This is a genomic window from Providencia sp. PROV174, assembly GCF_028480685.1.
GTDB lineage: Bacteria > Pseudomonadota > Gammaproteobacteria > Enterobacterales > Enterobacteriaceae > Providencia > Providencia rettgeri.
This window is the reverse complement of the sequence record NZ_JAMPOT010000028.1, coordinates 1-20283: the sequence shown is the minus strand read 5'-3', so window position 1 is coordinate 20283 and position 20283 is coordinate 1. Positions and strand designations below refer to the sequence as shown.

Genomic DNA, 20283 nt, shown 5'->3' with positions numbered 1-20283 from the left:
CTGATAACACAAAGCGGGAAAAACCACGCTTTTATCCCGCTTTGTCAACAACCTAACCCACGATAATTCGTGGGTGTATTTAATAGAAAACGATATTACCAAGTATATTGAATACCTACACGGAAACGTGTTTGGCGGTCACTTGAAAACCTATTTTCTTTCACATTACCCACTTCAACAAATGGGCGCCATAAAGCACCATCATCCGCTTTAATGTCATAACGAAGGCGAACGTTGTGTTGATAATCGAATTTCTTATCATTATAAAGAGGTTGAGCGTTGTCAGCCATTTCCCACATTAAATCTAATTGATATTGCAAATCTAAGTTACCCCATTTGTAACCTATCCAGCTATCAAACTCCTGGATTTTAGAATGGTAATTACTGCCGTTTTCCCCAGCTTGACCATAATCCCATACTTTCCATTTATAACGGCCTTGCAAACGAATACCATTATCGAATGTATAATTTAAACGGACATAAGGCACATAAACTAAACCTAATTTATCAAAATCAAGAGAAGCACCGACAAGTCCCACTAAATTTGGGTTCAACTTTGTATAATAAAAAGCTGAAAATTCTGAACCATCAATTTTCATTGCATCATAGGCACCATCTTTATTCCCATAACGTGCATCAAGTTCAAATCCAATATTTTTTCCTGTATCCAAGAAAGCTTTAATTCTATCTCCACTTTTCCCTGATGCGTCTAAATATTGGTGACGGTATTCAATTGTTGTTTTATAGTTATTTGCGAGAGCAGATTGTGATGAAATTGCAAATAACACTGCACTAGCAATAATTAATCTTTTCATTATCTTTATTCCAAAGCTGTGTGCTATTTAAGCACGAGGATAGTGATTCCCTGTTTTATTAGAGAATAATAATTTCATTATTTTTAGTTATTACCGCCTAATTAATTAGGCGGCAAAAAATAATTTATTTAACTTCACACGCTGAAACTTTCTTATTTAATTTATTTGTTGTTGCCGTAATAAACTCTGTTGGTCTCCAAGAGTCACCGGTTTTTTCTAACCACGGTATGAGCTCATCTTTAATTAATTTATCAATAATTGGCTTGTTTTCATCTGCCACATTTTTCATTTGATAAGGGTCATTCACATTATCATAAAGCGTATATTTCAGTGGCTGTCCATCTTGGCGATCAATAACCAGTGTATGCGTTTTCGTTCTCACTCCGCGTTTACCAAACGAAGGTTCACCATATGGAATAAATAAGTAAAGTTGAGAATTGGCAACATCGCCCTCACCAGTGATTACACGTTCAGCTAAGTTACTCCCTTCAACTGAGCCGGGAATCCATTGCTCTAACCCTAATAAACCGAGAATCGTTGGGTAGATATCCGGTGCTGACATTAATGCATCATCTTGCCCCGGTTTAATTTTACCCGGTAACCGAAACATCATCGGAACACGCATTGATTCATCATAAGGGTTATTTTTTGTCGGCTGCCCATTTGCACCAAGACAACTACCATGATCAGAGAAGAAAACGACCAATGTATTATCAGCAAGTCCCTGTTTTTCAAGTTCATCAACGATACGACCAAATTGTTCATCGACGCCGTTTACCATCGCCAGATATTCTTTAAAATATTGAGGTCCATAACCTTCTTGGTATTCCACATCCCATTTAACGTTTGGCCGAGTATTTAACTCTTGCGAGGTTTTCCCTTTATAGACATCAAGATATTTTTGTGGGACTTGGTCATACGGTGAATGCGGAGGGTTCATTGAAACAACCAGTGCAAATGGCTTAGTATTATCACGGTATTGCCCATTTTTATTCTGTAAGAATTTTATGGCCATATCCGCTTCGTGCTCTGGTCCCCATTGGTCGATATAAATAGGTTTTTCTCGTGGTGTATTATTGGCCCAATACATCGGTTTCATATGCAAATCATATGTGCCATAGGAGTACCAAAAATCAAAGCCATGGCGGCGGTTTGGTGCAGCCCATTCATTCCAATAACGCCCTTCCATCGGATTGTTATAGCTTTCAATGAAAGGTGCATATGGCGCATCTAAATGCCATTTACCAATATAACCCGTGCTGTAATCCAATGATTTCAAAACATCAGACCAACAATTAGCGTAAGGTGATAAATCAATCCCTACCTTCCCACCATAATCGTGTGCGTTGCCTGTAATACCGTTACGTACAGGATATTGCCCAGTCATAAACATGCCACGAAATGGAGAACATAGTGGGTAATTGGATGCCATTTGTGTCATGACTTTTGATTGTTTGGCAAACTTATTTAAATTAGGGGTAATTGACGGGTCTTCTCCCATAAATTGTAACGCATGGGTACGCATCTCATCGGGGAATACTATCAATAAGTTAGGGGAGTTATCGGGCCGATAAGGCTTAATATTTGAAGGTTTTCCATCACTGGCTAAAATGGGACTAGAAACCGACATTGCTGCACCGCTGGCTGCTAATCCTTTTATAAAGGTTCTGCGCGAAACAGTCATTGCTTCATCCTCTTTTTGTTTACGTTTTCTTTCGTTTCTGGTTAACACATATTATTTATACTTTTACATAAGATCAAAAAGTAAGTGATCGAAAATACCAAAATTCAAGTAGAGATCACAAAAAGTAAGCAATTCATCGAAAACAAGTCGATTACCTCGCTGTAAAAAGATGATGACAACTTAGAAAAAATAACCATAATCAAGTGATTTTTAATCAAAAAAAATAATTTAGAGATACTGAACACAAAAGTGGAATTTTGCTTTGAAATTACATAGCAAGGGGTAGTTAAACAGTCGATAGTAAATCTTCATTTGCTTTCAAAGAAGGATAGGTAGAGGCAATGTGAAACGATACAAAAAAAATTTTTATCACTACCCTATAAAAATCAACCAATATAAGGGGCATTATAAAATTTATTCAATTATCTAAATGAAAGATAAAGAAATAAAATGTCAAAATATGATTTTAAGCATTCATTCCATCTACCTTTCTATTAATGTTGTTAAATTAAAATTGTTTTTATTTTTAGAATAAATTATCTTTTAATTACCCAACAAAAATATATATTAATTAAATTTAAGATAGAGCAAGTTTAATACTAGGTGTTAAATAAAATATACATTGTGAAAGAATATTATCACGTATCAATATCAATAATTTAACAATGTAAAGTTAGGAAAAATAAGGTAGGAATAAAGTCGCTCATTTTAATTCATTATACGAATAATGCCACTATTAACTATCAATTTTATATTCTCACTAGCATTTCTTAGAAAAACTCAACAGGTCTGATATTCAGAATATCTTTAGTTGTGATACAAGAATAATACTGTGAAATGAAATTACAGTCACAGATATAACTAATGTAAAACGCATTCTATAAGATGCTGGGGAATTAACAGAATGAATATTGTTGAGCGGTTTATTTCTTACACCAAAATTAACACCACCACTGATAGGGAAAAGGGCGCGGCAGGGATTATGCCATCCTCAGAAGGGCAACGTGTCCTTGCGAAACAACTGGTTCAGGAGCTAGAAGCTCTGGGCGTTGAAGATATTAAGCTGCGTGATACTGCCATTGTCACCGCAACGTTGCCTTCCAATCTTGATTATGATGTCCCAACTGTCGCGTTCTTCGGCCACTTAGATACCAGTGCAGAACAAACTAATGATACTAAAGCGCAAATCTTGCCATACACCGGTGAAGATTTATGCATGAATAAAGAGCTTAATATTTATCTACGCAAGGGTGAATTCCCTGAATTGGTGAACTACATTGGTGATGACATTATTGTCACTGATGGAACTAGCCTATTAGGTGCTGACGATAAAGCGGCAATTGCCTCTATCATGGATATGCTGCAATACTTTAAGCAAAACCCAGAAATCAAGCACGGAACCATTAAAATTGGTTTTGTTCCGGACGAAGAACAAGGCCTCCGTGGCGCAAAAGTCTTTGATGTTAAAGAGTTTGGAGCAGATTTTGCTTACACCTTAGACTGCTGCGGTATTGGTGAACTTGTGTATGAAAACTGGAATGCGGGTGATGCCGAAATCATCTTTACGGGTAAATCAGCTCATCCAATGTCTGCAAAAGGCAAACTCGTTAATTCATTATTAATGGCGCAAAAATTTATTGCCATGTTACCGGGCGGTGAAGCACCTGAATATACAGATGGTCGCGAAGGCTATTATTGGGTGAAACAAATGTCAGGTAATAGCGCTCGTACCGTGTTAAAAATGGACATTCGCGATTTTACCGAAGATGGCTATCGCAAACGTATGGCTTTTTTAAAACAATTAGCAGAAAGCTGTGAAAGTCTCTGGGGCAGCGAAAGTGTTGTTTGTAAGCTATCAGATCGCTATTCTAACGTTTACAACAGCCTACAAGGTGATAACCGTTACCCTATTGATATTGCTGTTGACGCCTACCAAGCTTGTGGTATTACACCAAAAGTCATTCCTATGCGTGGTGGCTATGATGGAGCCGCATTATCACAAAATGGGTTACCTTGCCCTAACATCTTCACAGGTGCACATAACTTCCATTCAATCTATGAATATCTACCTGTTAAGTCCCTACACGCCGCCAGCGATGTATTAAAACAAGTGGTACAAATCACCGCAGAACGCTTCAAACCAGGAGCTAAAGCATGATCCCAATTCTAACGGTTCTGATTATCGTTGTTTTGGTTGCGCGGTTTATTTTGAAGGGATACAAAGCTGAGCCAGTATTATTAATTGCTGGCTTAGTATTGATGATATTCACCCTAGCCCTTGGCTGGGGGCCTATTCTCCCTAAAAATGTCGCCACCACCGGTATCACTTGGCTCGATCCATTTGAAGTCATGCGAGATTTATTCAGTAGCCGTGCAGCAGATCTCGGTTTAATGATCATGGCATTGATGGGCTTTGCGCACTATATGGACCATATCGGTGCCAATGAAGCGGTAGTACGTGTTGCAACCAAGCCACTGAAAAATATGCGTTCACCTTATGTACTACTATTTTTCTCTTTCTTGTTGGCGAGTATATTGCAATTAGCCATTCCATCAGCAACGGGCTTAGCGGTATTGTTAATGGGTACCATGTTCCCCATTATGATAGGTTTGGGATTATCACCTGCTTCTGCGGCTGGGGTTATCGCTACATCCCTTGGTGTGGCCTATACTCCAACGGCAATTGATGCTATCCGTGGCGCAAAAGCTGTCGATATGTCTGTTGTTGAATATGTACTTTACTATCAAGGCCCTGCCGCGTTAGCCACTGTATTGGTAGTCGGTATTACCCATATTTTCTGGCAACGTCATTGTGACCGTAAGCAAGGCTTCGTGCCTGAAATTGGTAAAGCTGTTCAGTCCCATGAAAAAGAAGAAATGACTAAATCCGTTCCTGGATATTATGCACTTCTTCCTATGTTACCCATTATTATGGCAGTAGGAACATCCAATCTGTTCTTTTCCGGTATTCACTTAGATGTTGTGACTATCGTACTGATTGCGATGGCAATTTGTATGGTGATTGAAACACTTCGCGTACGTAATTTCAAAACGGTTTGTAATGGCTTCCAAACATTTTTAAATGGTATGGGTCATGCATTCAGTAATGTAGTTGGCTTATTGGTTGCTGCTGGTGTGTTCGCTCATGGTATTAAAGTCAGTGGAGCAATTGACCAACTGATTTTAGGCGCTGAGTCCGTCGGCTTGCCACCATTTGCCATGGCGATTGTATTTGCATTAGTGACCCTTGCTGCAGCCATTATTATGGGTTCAGGTAATGCACCATTCCTTGCATTCGTTGAGTTAATTCCACAAATTGCGCATAGCATGGGCGTTAACCCAATTGCCATGATCCTACCAATGCAACAAGCTTCACACATGGGTCGAGGTATGTCACCAGTCGCGGGGGTTATTATTGCCGTATCGAGTGGGGCAAAACTGCAACCTTTTGATGTCGTGAAACGAACCGCTGTACCATTGATGGTCGGGTTTGTCGCGCACTGTGCAATTATTGGTATTTTTTATTAACCACGAAACTTATCAATAATAATTACAAAGCGGGAATATTTTCCCGCTTTTATTTTTTATAACATTAATGCTGACACTGGCACGAATCATCATGTTTCGTATCTGAGTCTATTGGGCAACAAGAGTTGATTGTTTTATTGATGATATCGGACAATGTATTTACTGTATTAATAATTAATGGCAAGTTGTCACACACCGCATCACAATTTAATAAGCCTTTATCGGGTTTTACTGGTGGTGTTAAGCTGTCACACAATATTTCCTGTAAAACCAAGGAGAAATTTGCAATCCCTGTGGTGTAAATATACGCACGCCCGTCGGTTTCTTTGGCTAGCCGTTCGTACTCTCTCGTCACGTTATCTCTATCAGCAAGAGTTGGGAAACGATCTAGATTGGTTGGGCTATCATCTGGTGTACCTTGGTAGGTATATACTTTAATTCCTCTTTCTTGAGCCACCGATATGGCTTCATTATTTTTAGCAATCGCAGCACGAGTGAGAATTCCCCCACCACCTTCCATTCCTTCATCACCCAATACAAAAATAGCTCTACGGGCATCATCACGCCAATCAAAATGTTTACTAATATCAATAACCGCGCGGCATAAATCCTCTTTATTTCCAGCGTGATCTCGCCCATCGGGTTCTTTAAACGGCAATCTAGCTTGTAGATCCCTTTCGTTCGTACCTATCTTAATTAAATATTCACTGGCAGATTGGTCAAACCTTGTGTTTGCCCAATTCCCTTCTATACCTAAAAATGTCGCTCTAAGATGGGATGGACACTTCGCTGATGCCGCTTCAATCGTCGCATCAATCTGTTTACTTAAATCCCCTGCTTCATCAGCCATTGAACCACTGGTATCGATAACAACAACTAAATCTAACGCAATTTGCCCGTTTCCAGTGACTATCTGAGATGTATTCATTACCCCTAATGAATTTGATAATAACCCATGATAAGCCGAAAGATTGGCTTGATTTGTATCAACCTGTTCATTTGTCTTTTTTTTGTCCATCGTATATTCCTTTTATTTATTCCTATTAAATAATTTGAAAGTGATTTTTATATTATTATTTTTTATTACCGTTTACTTTTTAACCCGGCAAATTATTATTACGTTTTTTCACTGACCGATATATTTTAAAAATAGAAATACGTATTACATATTCAGATAATCTTAAGAAAAAAAAGGGTTTATTGATAAACTCAAATTAGAAAAATAAAAATTAATTTAAACAATAATTAATATATAAATATATAAATATATAAATATATAAATATATAAATATATAAATATATAAATATATAAATATATTTATTTTTAGCCATATATTTGTTTCATAGAAATCAATTTATCATTTTATTAGATATAAAAAAGCCAGCACCTTTCGGTACTGGCTTCTGTCAGGAATTTTGCAGTGAAATCAGAAACTAGTTCTGGTTGTCGCTGCTAAAACCTGCATTTAACAGCTCAGCTAAGTTCGCTGTTGCTTCGTCTGCACTGACTTGTGGTGCATCCACAACATCGTTCAGATGACGGCGACGGATACGGTCTTGGTGATACGCAAAACCAGTACCTGCTGGGATCAGACGTCCAACAATTACGTTTTCTTTCAGACCGCGCAGTTCATCACGTTTACCTGCAACTGCTGCTTCAGTCAGTACGCGTGTCGTTTCTTGGAACGATGCTGCTGAGATAAAGGATTCTGTTGCCAGAGATGCCTTCGTAATACCCAACAGGTCGCGAGCAAAGTTCGCTGGAATTTTGCCTTCTTGTTCCAGTTTACGGTTAGAAACTTTAACACGTGAGTACTCGACTTGTTCACCTTCGAGGAATTCAGAACTTCCTGCATCCGCGATAGTGACTTTACGCAGCATCTGACGAACGATAACTTCAATGTGTTTATCGTTAATCTTAACGCCTTGTAAGCGGTAAACTTCCTGAACCTCGTTAGTGATATAACGCGTAACAGCATGGACACCACGCAGACGCAGAATATCATGTGGAGATTCTGGACCATCTGAAACCACGTCACCGCGTTCAACGATCTCACCTTCGAACACGTTGAGCTGACGCCATTTAGGGATCATCTCTTCGTACGGATCGCTACCATCTAATGGCGTGATAACCAGACGACGTTTCCCTTTGGTTTCTTTACCAAACGAGATAATACCGCTGATTTCAGCCAAGATCGCAGGCTCTTTCGGACGACGTGCTTCAAACAAGTCAGCTACGCGTGGTAGACCACCCGTGATATCTTTCGTACCCACAGATTCTTGTGGAATACGCGCTAAGGTATCACCCGCATTGATAGCAACGCCATCGTCTAACTGAACAATTGCTTTACCCGGTAAGAAGTACTGAGTTGGCATGTCTGTGTTAGGGATCAGAACATCGTTACCATTTGCGTCAATAACACGTAGAGCAGGACGCAGGTCTTTACCACCACTGGTACGTTCCGCAGTATCCAGAACAACGATTGAGGACAGACCAGTTAACTCATCAGTCTGACGCGTCATTGTTTGACCATCAAGCATGTCAGAGAAGCTGATGAAACCAGAAACTTCACTGACGACTGGCATGGTATGTGGATCCCAGTTCGCAACAGTTTCACCGCCCGTTACAGCCTCGCCATCACCTTTGGTTAAGTGCGCACCGTAAGGGACTTTGTAGCTTTCTTTCGTACGACCGAATTCGTCAATCAGACGCAATTCTGTATTACGTGAAGTAATAACCAGTTTGCCTTCTGTGTTAGTAACGAATTTCGCGTTAACCAGCTTCAGAGTACCTGTGTTACGGACTTGAATACTAGATTCTGCCGCCGCACGAGATGCCGCACCCCCGATGTGGAACGTACGCATCGTTAACTGTGTACCCGGCTCACCGATTGACTGTGCCGCGATAACCCCGATAGCTTCACCTTTGTTGATGATATGACCACGAGCAAGGTCACGACCATAACAGTGAGCACACACACCGAAGTCAGTTTCACAACTTACAACTGAACGAACTTTAACGCTGTCGACGGAGTTAGCTTCTAACAGGTCACACAGTTTTTCGTGCAGTAATGTATTACGTGGAACCAGAATGTCCGCAGTACCTGGGATCAGGATATCTTCTGCAGTCACACGACCCAGTACACGCTCACGCAGTGGTTCTTTAACGTCGCCACCCTCGATAACCGGAGTCATCAGGATACCTTCGTGAGTTCCACAGTCGTCTTCAGTTACCACCAAGTCCTGTGCAACGTCAACTAAACGACGTGTCAGATAACCGGAGTTCGCTGTTTTCAATGCGGTATCGGCAAGACCTTTACGCGCACCGTGCGTAGAAATAAAGTACTGGAGAACGTTCAGACCTTCACGGAAGTTTGCCGTGATTGGTGTTTCGATGATTGAACCATCTGGCTTAGCCATCAGACCACGCATACCGGCTAGCTGACGAATCTGAGCTGCAGAACCACGAGCACCGGAATCGGCCATCATAAAGATACTGTTGAAAGAAACTTGTTGTTCTTCGACGCCATCACGGTTAATAACCGCTTCAGTCGACAAGTTTTCCATCATCGCTTTAGCAACACGTTCGTTTGCCGCTGCCCAGATATCGATAACTTTGTTGTAACGTTCGCCTGCTGTAACCAGACCAGACTGGAACTGTTCCTGAATTTCTGCAACTTCAGCTTCTGCTTCGGCGATAATTCCAGCTTTTTTCTCTGGAATAACCATATCATCGATACCAACTGATGCACCAGAACGTGCCGCATAGGCAAAACCGGTATACATGATTTGGTCAGCAAAAATAACAGTAGGCTTCAGGCCCAGAACACGGTAACAGGTGTTCAGCATTTTAGAGATCGCTTTTTTACCTAACGCTTGGTTAACCAATTCATAAGGCAGACCTTTCGGTACGATCATCCATAAAATTGCACGACCAACAGTGGTGTCAACTAAGCCCGTGTTGATTGTGATGTTACCTTCCGAATCTTTTACTTCTTCAGTGATACGGACTTTAACGCGGGCATGCAGCGACGCATGACCTGAACGGTAAACACGCTCAGCTTCTTTAGGACCGGCTAATACCATGCCCTCGCCTTTCGCGTTTACGCAGTCACGTGTCATGTAGTAAAGACCCAATACAACGTCCTGTGAAGGAACGATGATAGGCTCACCACTTGCAGGTGACAGGATGTTGTTGGTTGACATCATCAACGCACGTGCTTCTAACTGAGCTTCCAGAGTCAGAGGAACGTGTACCGCCATTTGGTCTCCATCGAAGTCGGCGTTATATGCCGCACAAACGAGTGGGTGCAATTGGATAGCTTTACCTTCGATAAGAATAGGTTCGAAAGCTTGGATACCCAGACGGTGAAGTGTTGGTGCACGGTTCAGCATAACTGGATGTTCACGGATAACTTCATCCAAGATATCCCAAACAACCGCTTCTTCGCGCTCAACCATTTTCTTCGCAGCTTTAATGGTTGTTGCCAGACCACGTAATTCTAATTTGCCATAGATAAATGGTTTGAATAACTCAAGAGCCATTTTCTTAGGCAGACCGCACTGATGCAGACGTAGGTATGGACCTACGGTGATAACAGAACGACCTGAGTAGTCAACACGCTTACCAAGTAAGTTCTGACGGAAACGACCTTGTTTACCTTTGATCATATCTGCCAAAGATTTCAGAGGACGTTTGTTAGAACCTGTGATTGCGCGACCACGACGACCGTTATCTAACAAGGCGTCAACCGCTTCTTGCAGCATACGTTTTTCGTTACGTACGATGATGTCTGGCGCTGCCAGATCCAGAAGGCGTTTCAGACGGTTATTACGGTTGATTACGCGACGATACAGATCGTTTAGATCTGATGTTGCGAAACGACCACCATCGAGTGGAACTAATGGACGCAGATCCGGTGGTAATACTGGTAATACGTTTAAGATCATCCACTCTGGTTTGTTACCAGATTGAATGAATGCTTCCAGCAGTTTGATACGCTTGGTCAGCTTCTTACGCTTAGTTTCAGAGTTAGTTTCGTTTAACTCTTCGCGCAGCGTTTCACACTCGTTCTCAAGATCGAGGTTTTTCAGCAGGCCTTGGATTGCTTCCGCACCCATTTTCGCATCAAATTCGTCACCGAACTCTTCCAGCGCATCTAAGTATTGCTCTTCTGTCAGAATCTGTGCACGCTCAAGGCTAGTCATACCGCCTTCGACAACTACATATGATTCAAAGTACAGAACGCGTTCGATATCACGCAGTGGCATATCAAGCAGCAAACCGATACGGGATGGCAGTGATTTTAAGAACCAAATGTGTGCAGTCGGAGAGGCAAGTTCAATGTGGCCCATGCGCTCACGACGGACTTTGGTCTGTGTAACTTCAACGCCACACTTCTCACAAATCACACCACGGTGTTTTAAACGTTTGTACTTACCGCACAGACATTCGTAGTCTTTTACTGGCCCGAAAATACGCGCACAGAAAAGACCGTCACGCTCAGGTTTGAACGTACGGTAGTTAATGGTTTCTGGCTTTTTAACTTCACCGAATGACCATGAACGGATCATATCAGGTGATGCCAGAGCAATCTTGATAGCATCAAACTCTTCGGTCTTGGTTTGCGCTTTCAGAAACTTTATTAAGTCTTTCACAAAATGCTCCTGTCGGAGTTAGACCTGTCAGGTGAGTGTTCAAAGACACTCTCCCCAAATCCCAGTGCTTACATGTGCCGGAAAGCAAGCTTTCCGGCATAAAACGAATTACTCGTCTTCCAGCTCGATGTTGATACCCAGTGAGCGGATTTCTTTCAGTAATACGTTGAAAGATTCCGGCATACCAGGTTCCATCTGATGGCTGCCATCGACGATGTTTTTATACATCTTCGTACGGCCGTTAACGTCATCCGATTTAACTGTAAGCATTTCTTGAAGAGTATAGGCTGCACCGTATGCTTCCAGTGCCCACACTTCCATCTCCCCGAAACGCTGACCACCGAACTGCGCTTTACCACCCAGCGGTTGCTGAGTAACCAAGCTATAAGAACCTGTTGAACGGGCGTGCATCTTATCGTCAACCAAGTGGTTCAGTTTCAGCATATACATGTAGCCAACAGTTACTTGACGCTCAAAACGCTCGCCAGTACGACCATCGAATAATGTAATCTGACCTGAAGTTGGCAGACCACCCAATTTCAGCAGTTCTTTGATTTCTTTCTCTTTCGCACCATCAAATACTGGTGTTGCAATTGGCATACCTTTTTTCAGGTTCTCAGCCAAACGCATAACTTCTTCGTCAGAGAAAGTGTTCAAGTCAACTTTCTGGCGTGGATCATCACCTAAATCGTATGCTTTTTGGATAAACTCACGCAGTTTGGCAACTTCTTCTTGCTGTTTAAGCATAGCATTGATTTTCTCACCAATACCTTTCGCTGCCATCCCTAAGTGGGTTTCCAAAATCTGACCGATGTTCATACGTGATGGTACGCCCAGCGGGTTCAGAACGATATCAACTGGGTTACCGTTTTCATCGTAAGGCATGTCTTCAACTGGGTTGATTTTTGAGATAACACCTTTGTTACCATGGCGACCCGCCATTTTATCACCCGGTTGGATCTGACGTTTAACAGCCAGATAAACCTTAACAATTTTCAGTACACCCGGTGCTAAGTCATCACCTTGAGTAATTTTACGACGTTTTGCATCGAGTTTTTTCTCGAACTCAGATTTCAGTTCGTCATACTGTTCAGCTAATTGCTCTAACTGGTTTTGCTTCTCTTCGTCAGCTAAAGATAACTCTAACCAACGGTCGCGAGGTAGTTTGTCCAGTTTTTCAGCTTCAATTCCGCCGTTAACCAGTACAGAACGGATACGAGCAAACAGACCTGCTTCGAAAATACGTAGCTCTTCTGTTAAGTCTTTCTTCGCATCACGTAACTGAGTTTCTTCGATCTCTAATGCACGTTTGTCTTTCTCTACGCCGTCACGGGTAAATACTTGTACGTCAATAACCGTACCAGATACACCGTTAGGAACACGTAAAGAAGAGTCTTTAACGTCTGATGCTTTTTCACCGAAGATAGCACGTAACAGTTTCTCTTCTGGCGTCAGCTGAGTTTCACCTTTAGGTGTCACTTTACCAACCAGAATATCGCCGCCTTTCACTTCCGCACCAATATACACGATACCGGATTCGTCAAGTTTAGACAGGGCAGCTTCACCAACGTTTGGAATATCTGCAGTGATTTCTTCAGGCCCTAATTTAGTGTCACGAGACACACAAGAGAGCTCTTGAATATGAATAGTTGTAAAACGGTCTTCTTGAACAACACGCTCAGAAACTAAGATGGAGTCTTCGAAGTTATAACCATTCCATGGCATGAATGCCACGCGCATGTTTTGACCAAGTGCTAATTCACCGAGGTCTGTTGAAGGACCATCCGCTAACACGTCACCACGTTCAACTGGCTCGCCTAAAGATACACAAGGCATCTGGCTAATACAGGTGTTCTGGTTAGAACGGGTATATTTAGTCAGGTTATAAATATCGATTCCAGCTTCGCCTGGGTACATCTCATCTTCGTTAACTTTGATAACGATACGAGAAGCATCAACGTACTGAACCGAACCACCACGTCTTGCAACAGCAGTAACACCAGAGTCAACCGCTACTGCACGTTCCATACCTGTACCAACTAATGGTTTGTCAGCACGCAGAGTAGGAACCGCTTGACGTTGCATGTTCGCACCCATCAATGCACGGTTGGCGTCATCGTGTTCAAGGAATGGGATCAGAGACGCACCAACAGAAACAACCTGTTGAGTCGAAACGTCCATATATTCAACCTGTTCACGGCTGAATAAGCTTGACTCACCTTTGTTACGGCAAGTGATCAGTTCTTCAACAAAGCTACCATCATCACCTAAAACGGTATTTGCCTGAGCAATGATGAAGTTACCTTCTTCAATTGCAGACAGATAATGGATTTCGTCTGTCACTAAGCCATCACGTACTAAACGGTATGGGGTTTCTAAGAAACCGTACTCATTGGTCTGTGCATAAACAGATAATGAGTTGATCAGACCGATGTTTGGACCTTCAGGCGTTTCGATTGGACAGACACGACCATAGTGAGTTGGATGAACGTCACGTACTTCGAAGCCCGCACGCTCACGAGTCAGACCACCTGGGCCTAACGCAGAGATACGACGTTTGTGCGTAATTTCAGACAGCGGGTTGTTCTGGTCCATAAATTGTGACAACTGGCTGGAACCAAAGAACTCTTTAACTGCGGCTGAAATTGGTTTCGCGTTGATCATATCTTGTGGCATTAATGCATCGAGGTCGCCCAGAGAAAGACGCTCTTTCACTGCACGCTCAACACGAACCAGACCGACACGGAATTGGTTCTCAGCCATTTCACCAACGGAACGAATACGACGGTTACCTAAGTGGTCGATATCATCCACTTCGCCTTTACCGTTACGGATATCGATGAGTTTACGCATCACCTCGATGATGTCTTCTTCACTCAAGATACCTGAACCTTCAATTTCTTCACGGTTCAGTGAACGGTTGAACTTCATACGACCTACAGCAGACAAGTCGTAACGGTCTTCAGAGAAGAACAAGTTCTCGAACAGGTTTTCAGCTGCTTCGCGGGTCGGTGGTTCACCAGGACGCATCATGCGGTAGATTTCTACTAATGCACTCAGACGGTCGTTAGTTGGGTCGACACGAACGGTTTCAGAAATGTAAGCACCGTGATCTAAGTCATTGGTAAACAATGTTTCAATTGTTTTATGACCAGACTGGCTCAGACGTGCCAACATGTCTAAAGAAAGTTCCATGTTTGCTGCACAAATCAGCTCGCCAGTACTTTCATCAATGTAATCTCTAGCAACAACTTTACCTGCGATATATTCAACAGGAACTTCGATGCTATTGACTTCTTCTTTTTCTAACTGACGAATGTGACGTGCAGTGATACGGCGGCCTTTCTCTACATAGACTTTACCGTTCGCTTCGATATCAAAAGAAGCAGTTTCACCACGTAGACGCTCAGGAACCAGCGTCATCATCAGTTTATTATCACGGATTTGGAATACTGTTTTTTCGAAGAACAGGTTTAAAATTTCTTCGGTATTGTAATCCATTGCACGCAGAATAATGGTCGCAGGTAATTTACGGCGACGGTCAATACGCACAAACAGGTTATCTTTCGGGTCAAATTCGAAATCAAGCCATGAACCACGGTAAGGGATAATACGTGCGTTATAGAGCACTTTACCTGAAGAGTGTGTTTTACCTTTATCGCTATCGAAGAATACACCTGGACTACGGTGTAACTGAGAAACGATAACACGCTCAGTACCGTTGATAACGAAAGTTCCGTTTTCAGTCATGAGTGGAATTTCACCCATGTAGACTTCTTGTTCTTTGATGTCTTTAACAGTTCCTTCCGGTGCTTCACGCTCATAAACGATGAGGCGTAATTTCACACGTAAAGGCGCAGAGTAAGTTACACCGCGAATTTGACATTCTTTAACATCAAAAACAGGCTCGCCTAAACGATAGCTGACATATTGTAATTCAGCATTACCGCTGTAGCTCTGAATTGGAAACACAGAACGGAAAGCTGCTTCCAGCCCATTCTGGCCATCTGGATCTTGCTCGATAAACTTCTGGAACGAGTCAAGTTGGATAGAAAGGAGATAAGGTATGTCCAAAACTTGTGGACGTTTACCAAAATCCTTACGAATACGTTTTTTCTCGGTATAGGAGTAAACCATTGGTTTCCTCAGCTCGTTGATCAGTGACCCAAGTGGTTAGCTCTTAGTGTAAGAGACTGAACCGCAACGCGTTTTTTATAAGAAACGGAAAATGAATACTTTCCTTAATACTCATTGCTATTACTCTTAAATCATTTCATTGTGTTGCCATGGCTACCGAGCTACCCGAGCGGGTCGTAGCGAAGAACACAGTATATTAAGTCGTCAATAGAAAGAAGTATTGGAGGGTTGTTGTTAACATTAAAACTGCGTGAAAAGCTGTTAACACCCATCACGCTTTACAGCGCAAAAAGGCTGGTGATTAAAAAATCACCAGCCGTCAGCCTAATTAGATCAGGCTGCGTTCTTGAAATTGAACTTATTTAAGTTCAACAGAAGCGCCTGCTTCTTCAAGAGCTTTCTTCAGAGTTTCAGCTTCGTCTTTGCTTGCAGCTTCTTTGATAGTCGCTGGAGCTGACTCTACCATGTCTTTAGCTTCTTTCAGGCCAAGACCGGTTGCGCCACGAACTGCTTTGATAACTGCAACTTTGTTACCGCCGATAGCAGACAGAACAACGTCGAATTCAGTTTTTTCTTCAGCAGCTTCAGCAGGACCCGCAGCAACAGCAACAGCTGCAGCAGCAGAAACGCCGAATTTTTCTTCCATCATAGTAATCAGTTCAACAACGTCCATTACAGACATTTCTGCAACTGCATCAAGGATTTGGTCTTTAGTGATAGACATAACAAGTGTTCCTAAAATTCAGAAATAGTTTATACGTTAAAAAGCAACGAAGGAAAGGGCTTATGCAGCTTCTTTCTGATCGCGCAGAGCAGCCAGAGTACGAACCAATTTGCCGGCAGCGGCTTCTTTCATGGTTGCCATCAGGCGTGCGATTGCTTCATCGTAAGTTGGGAGAGTTGCCAGACGATCGATATCTTTCGCTTGGATTAACTCACCTTCAAAGGCCGCAGCTTTAATCTCAAATGCTGGATTCGCTTTCGCGAACTCTTTGAACAGACGAGCGCCAGCGCCCGGGTGTTCGTTAGAGAAAGCAATTAAGGTTGGACCGACAAACACGTCTTTCAGTACATCGTAAGAAGTACCTTCAACAGCACGGCGGATCAGTGTGTTACGAACAACACGGATATAAACGCCAGCTTCGCGACCTGCTTTACGCAGTTCAGTCATTTTTGCTACAGTTACGCCGCGTGAATCGGCAACAACTGCAGAAAGCGCGCCTTTGGCTACTTCGCTGACTTCAGCAACAATCGCTTGTTTGTCTTGAAGATTTAGTGCCATTAGCTTCTTGCTCCTGGATTAACCGGGAAAACCCCGGGACTCACATCACTCAGGTACAACATGTACTTGAGCGCTAAAACACGGTGAGCAGAATAGAATCCAGAATAAAATTCTAGGTATCTCTGTCACCGTCTACGCAGGTAAATTAAGTAGCTAATATAACCACACCTGCGGTCTTGGACGGGGTCTGGAAAGGCCAGACTCCATACCGAAATTTGTGGTTTGTTGAGCATGTTACTATACCCAACAAACTCAAGGCGTCAAATTTTATACAAATTTGACGCAAAGGTAAAGCCTAATTACCAATTAGCCGGGGCTATAGCAATTAAACTGTCGCTGACAGACCAGATTGGTCAACAGCAACACCTGCACCCATAGTGGTAGACAGGCTAACTTTCTTGATGAAAACACCTTTAGCAGAAGCTGGTTTTGCTTTTTTCAGCGCGATCAGCAGTGCTTCTAAGTTTTCTTTCAGATTGTTAGTGTCGAAATCAACTTTACCGATTGTGGTGTGGATGATTCCGTTTTTGTCATTACGGTAACGAACCTGACCTGCTTTAGCATTGTTAACTGCTTCAGCAACGTTTGGAGTTACAGTACCAACTTTCGGGTTTGGCATCAGACCACGTGGGCCCAGAACTTGACCTAATTGGCCAACAACGCGCATTGCATCTGGAGAAGCAATAACAACGTCAAAGTTCATTTCGCCCGCTTTGATTTTATCAGCCAGATCTTCCATACCTACCAGTTCAGCACCTGCAGCTTTAGCAGCTTCAGCGTTTGCGCCTTGTGCGAACACAGCAACGCGAACTGAACGGCCAGTACCGTGTGGCAGTACAGTTGCACCGCGAACGTTTTGGTCAGATTTACGAGCATCGATGCCCAGGTTGATAGCTACGTCAACGCTTTCTACGAATTTAGCAGTTGCTAATTCTTTCAGCAGTGCAACGGCTTCGTTGATATCATACTGTTTAGTTACATCAACTTTTTCACGGATATTGCGCATGCGCTTAGTCAGTTTAGCCATTGTCTTAGTCCTCCACTACCAGGCCCATGGAACGAGCAGTACCTTCAATTGAACGCATCATTGCGTCAACATCAGCACCAGTCATGTCCGCAGCTTTAGTTTCAGCGATTTCGCGAATCTGAGCAGAGGTCACTTTACCAACTTTATCTTTGTTAGGCTTGCCTGAACCAGACTTAACGCCAGCTGCTTTTTTCAGCAGAACTGCTGCAGGTGGAGTTTTGGTAACGAAAGTGAAAGAACGGTCTGCATAAACAGTAATAACAACAGGAATTGGTAAACCTTTTTCCAGGCTGTCTGTTTTTGCGTTGAACGCTTTACAGAATTCCATGATGTTAACACCTTGTTGACCCAGAGCTGGACCAACTGGTGGACTTGGGTTCGCCATACCAGCTGCAACTTGCAGCTTAACGTAGGCTTGAACTTTCTTAGCCATGATATTTCCTCTAGATGGGTGATAGCGCCTTACGGTTTGCAAGGCTCCCCGTTACATTAAACATGTCCCGCACATTAATTTGCGCCGAACATAAAAACAAAAGGCGCGAAATTGTAGTCAAATTTCACGCCTTTTGCAAGTCAGTTTTGTCGCTTAGATTAGGCTTTTTCTACCTGACCAAAATCCAATTCGACTGGAGTTGCACGACCGAAGATAGAAACAGAGACTTTTAAGCGGCTCTTTTCATAATCAATTTCTTCAACAACACCGTTAAAGTCAGCAAATGGACCTTCACTAACACGAACCATTTCACCTGGTTCAAACAGTGTTTTCGGACGTGGTTTATCACCAACTTGTTGTAAGCGGTTCATGATAGCGTCAACTTCTTTATCGCTAATTGGCGCTGGACGATCTGACGTTCCGCCAATGAACCCCATTACACGCGGTACACTACGCACTAAGTGCCAAGAGTCATCGTTCATGACCATTTGGACCAAGACATAGCCTGGGAAGAATTTACGTTCACTCTTACGGCGCTGACCGCTACGGATTTCAACAACTTCTTCTGTTGGAACCATAACTTCGCCAAAAGAATCTTCCATAGCATGTAATTTGATATGTTCACGTAAAGATTGTGCTACGCGACCTTCAAAACCAGAGAATGCCTGAATGACATACCAGCGCTTTTTAGGTGAATCGGACATTTAGAATAACCTCAGGCTTGTAATAAATGAAACTAAACGCACCAGGATACCATCTAGTCCCCACAGTATTAAAGACATTACAGCCGTTACTGCAGCAACAATTAAAGTAGTTTGTAATGTTTCCTGGCGAGTAGGCCAAATGACTTTTCTCATCTCGACGCGAGCTTCGCGTGCAAACGCCAGTGTTGCTTTACCTTTTGTAGTCCATAAAGCGACAGCACCTGCAATAGCGACAACAGCCACAACTGCAAATGCACGCAGCGCGAGATTATATTGACGGAAGTAATAATTACCAACAATAGCAATTATTAATAAGGCACAGACAATGACCCACTTGAAGATGTCTGCACTGCGTCCACTTCCTTGAGCTTCGCTATTCGCACTCATAATTCAACCTGTTACCATGAAGTATGTACATAGCCTGCTTGTTTACAAAGGTAAAACAACCAAGCCAAACCAATAGAATATGCCAACATATCCCTCAATTACTACAAACTAAGCCTGCAAAATTGAATAGGGATATCAATAACATTACCTGCGATCTAAAAGTAATTAGCCTTGTTAATGGAGGTAATTAGCGTTATTCGTTCTGCAAATATAACAAATTGCAGTAACATTTTATTTCGCAAGTACTACTTGTACGTCAGTACTATCACTTTACAAGTGCTACCCATTTCACAAGTGCTATTCCATTTTGCAGGAATTTCAGCATGCTCAGTAAATTTTTTGACTACACAAATAAGAAAATGACATTCTTTTTGTGGCAGCGGTAAAATATACCATATCTTCTGAGCAAAACCTTAATAAATCTCATATAACTGCGCAAAGGAGTCCGCACAGTTATCAATTCGTTGTTTCAGAGCCTATCTCACCAATAATTATCGAAATGATTGATGAGATAGGTTCTTAATTTTGCAACGTCTGAATTTTGCAATGTATAAAAAGGACGTCTATTAGACGCCCTTTTTTACTAAGTAGTTCTTTCTTATTCAGAAAGAGCGGTATTATGCAATGA

At 42.3% G+C, this 20283-nt stretch carries 13 protein-coding genes; 2 read left to right on the top strand and 11 right to left on the bottom strand.

Features of this window, described 5'->3' with window-relative positions; all coding sequences use genetic code 11:
- Positions 1–95: 95 nt before the first annotated feature.
- Together PSE60_RS19905 and PSE60_RS19900 are read right to left on the bottom strand one after the other, a co-directional pair.
- On the bottom strand, positions 96–815 hold the full coding sequence (locus PSE60_RS19905; RefSeq protein ID WP_115166432.1) for an oligogalacturonate-specific porin KdgM family protein: 720 nt from the start codon (positions 813–815) through the stop codon (positions 96–98).
- 124 nt (positions 816–939) lie between these two features.
- Positions 940–2499, bottom strand: a complete 1560-nt coding sequence (locus tag PSE60_RS19900) for a sulfatase-like hydrolase/transferase (RefSeq protein ID WP_272666535.1) — start codon at positions 2497–2499, stop codon at positions 940–942.
- A gap of 904 nt (positions 2500–3403) precedes the next feature.
- On the opposite strand from PSE60_RS19900, the gene pepT reads away from it, so the two are divergent.
- On the top strand, positions 3404–4657 hold the full coding sequence (pepT, locus tag PSE60_RS19895) for a peptidase T (protein WP_272666534.1): 1254 nt from the start codon (positions 3404–3406) through the stop codon (positions 4655–4657).
- Positions 4654–6027, top strand: coding sequence for a C4-dicarboxylate transporter DcuC (gene dcuC, locus PSE60_RS19890; RefSeq protein ID WP_272666533.1), 1374 nt, complete (start codon positions 4654–4656; stop codon positions 6025–6027). The genes pepT and dcuC overlap by 4 nt, the downstream gene beginning before the upstream one ends.
- A gap of 64 nt (positions 6028–6091) precedes the next feature.
- On the opposite strand, the gene PSE60_RS19885 is transcribed toward dcuC, so the two are convergent.
- The 9 genes from PSE60_RS19885 to secE form a co-directional block, all read right to left on the bottom strand.
- A complete protein-coding gene (locus tag PSE60_RS19885; RefSeq protein WP_210840412.1) occupies positions 6092–7045 on the bottom strand; it encodes a VWA domain-containing protein in 954 nt (317 codons plus the stop codon).
- 416 nt (positions 7046–7461) lie between these two features.
- Complete coding sequence (gene rpoC, locus PSE60_RS19880) at positions 7462–11685, bottom strand: DNA-directed RNA polymerase subunit beta' (RefSeq protein WP_004265876.1); 4224 nt, start codon at positions 11683–11685, stop codon at positions 7462–7464.
- Positions 11686–11793: 108 nt separating this feature from the next.
- Positions 11794–15822, bottom strand: a complete 4029-nt coding sequence (gene rpoB, locus PSE60_RS19875) for a DNA-directed RNA polymerase subunit beta (protein WP_210839816.1) — start codon at positions 15820–15822, stop codon at positions 11794–11796.
- Positions 15823–16180: 358 nt separating this feature from the next.
- The gene (rplL, locus tag PSE60_RS19870) at positions 16181–16546 is read right to left on the bottom strand and encodes a 50S ribosomal protein L7/L12 (protein WP_102140204.1); all 366 of its coding nucleotides are present in this window, start codon (positions 16544–16546) and stop codon (positions 16181–16183) included.
- A 60-nt stretch (positions 16547–16606) separates the two neighbouring features.
- Positions 16607–17104, bottom strand: coding sequence for a 50S ribosomal protein L10 (gene rplJ, locus PSE60_RS19865; protein WP_102140205.1), 498 nt, complete (start codon positions 17102–17104; stop codon positions 16607–16609).
- A gap of 325 nt (positions 17105–17429) precedes the next feature.
- Positions 17430–18131 carry a 50S ribosomal protein L1 gene (gene rplA / locus PSE60_RS19860; protein WP_272666532.1) on the bottom strand — a complete coding sequence of 234 codons (702 nt, stop codon included), beginning with the start codon at positions 18129–18131 and terminating at the stop codon, positions 17430–17432.
- Between the two features lie 4 nt (positions 18132–18135).
- Positions 18136–18564, bottom strand: coding sequence for a 50S ribosomal protein L11 (gene rplK / locus PSE60_RS19855; protein WP_004264379.1), 429 nt, complete (start codon positions 18562–18564; stop codon positions 18136–18138).
- A 158-nt stretch (positions 18565–18722) separates the two neighbouring features.
- Positions 18723–19268: a transcription termination/antitermination protein NusG gene (gene nusG, locus PSE60_RS19850; protein WP_004264378.1), complete on the bottom strand. Its 546-nt coding sequence runs from the start codon at positions 19266–19268 to the stop codon at positions 18723–18725.
- Positions 19269–19655, bottom strand: coding sequence for a preprotein translocase subunit SecE (gene secE, locus PSE60_RS19845; protein ID WP_004265885.1), 387 nt, complete (start codon positions 19653–19655; stop codon positions 19269–19271).
- Positions 19656–20283 lie beyond the last annotated feature (628 nt).

Coding starts and splice junctions, on each gene's coding strand:
- nusG (WP_004264378.1), bottom strand. CDS start 19,268: ATGTCCGATTCACCTAAAAAGCGCTGGTATGTCATTCAGGCATTCTCT.
- pepT (WP_272666534.1), top strand. CDS start 3,404: ATGAATATTGTTGAGCGGTTTATTTCTTACACCAAAATTAACACCACC.
- PSE60_RS19905 (WP_115166432.1), bottom strand. CDS start 815: ATGAAAAGATTAATTATTGCTAGTGCAGTGTTATTTGCAATTTCATCA.
- rplK (WP_004264379.1), bottom strand. CDS start 18,564: ATGGCTAAGAAAGTTCAAGCCTACGTTAAGCTGCAAGTTGCAGCTGGT.
- PSE60_RS19885 (WP_210840412.1), bottom strand. CDS start 7,045: ATGGACAAAAAAAAGACAAATGAACAGGTTGATACAAATCAAGCCAAT.
- rpoB (WP_210839816.1), bottom strand. CDS start 15,822: ATGGTTTACTCCTATACCGAGAAAAAACGTATTCGTAAGGATTTTGGT.
- PSE60_RS19900 (WP_272666535.1), bottom strand. CDS start 2,499: ATGACTGTTTCGCGCAGAACCTTTATAAAAGGATTAGCAGCCAGCGGT.
- rplJ (WP_102140205.1), bottom strand. CDS start 17,104: ATGGCACTAAATCTTCAAGACAAACAAGCGATTGTTGCTGAAGTCAGC.
- secE (WP_004265885.1), bottom strand. CDS start 19,655: ATGAGTGCGAATAGCGAAGCTCAAGGAAGTGGACGCAGTGCAGACATC.
- rplA (WP_272666532.1), bottom strand. CDS start 18,131: ATGGCTAAACTGACTAAGCGCATGCGCAATATCCGTGAAAAAGTTGAT.
- rplL (WP_102140204.1), bottom strand. CDS start 16,546: ATGTCTATCACTAAAGACCAAATCCTTGATGCAGTTGCAGAAATGTCT.
- dcuC (WP_272666533.1), top strand. CDS start 4,654: ATGATCCCAATTCTAACGGTTCTGATTATCGTTGTTTTGGTTGCGCGG.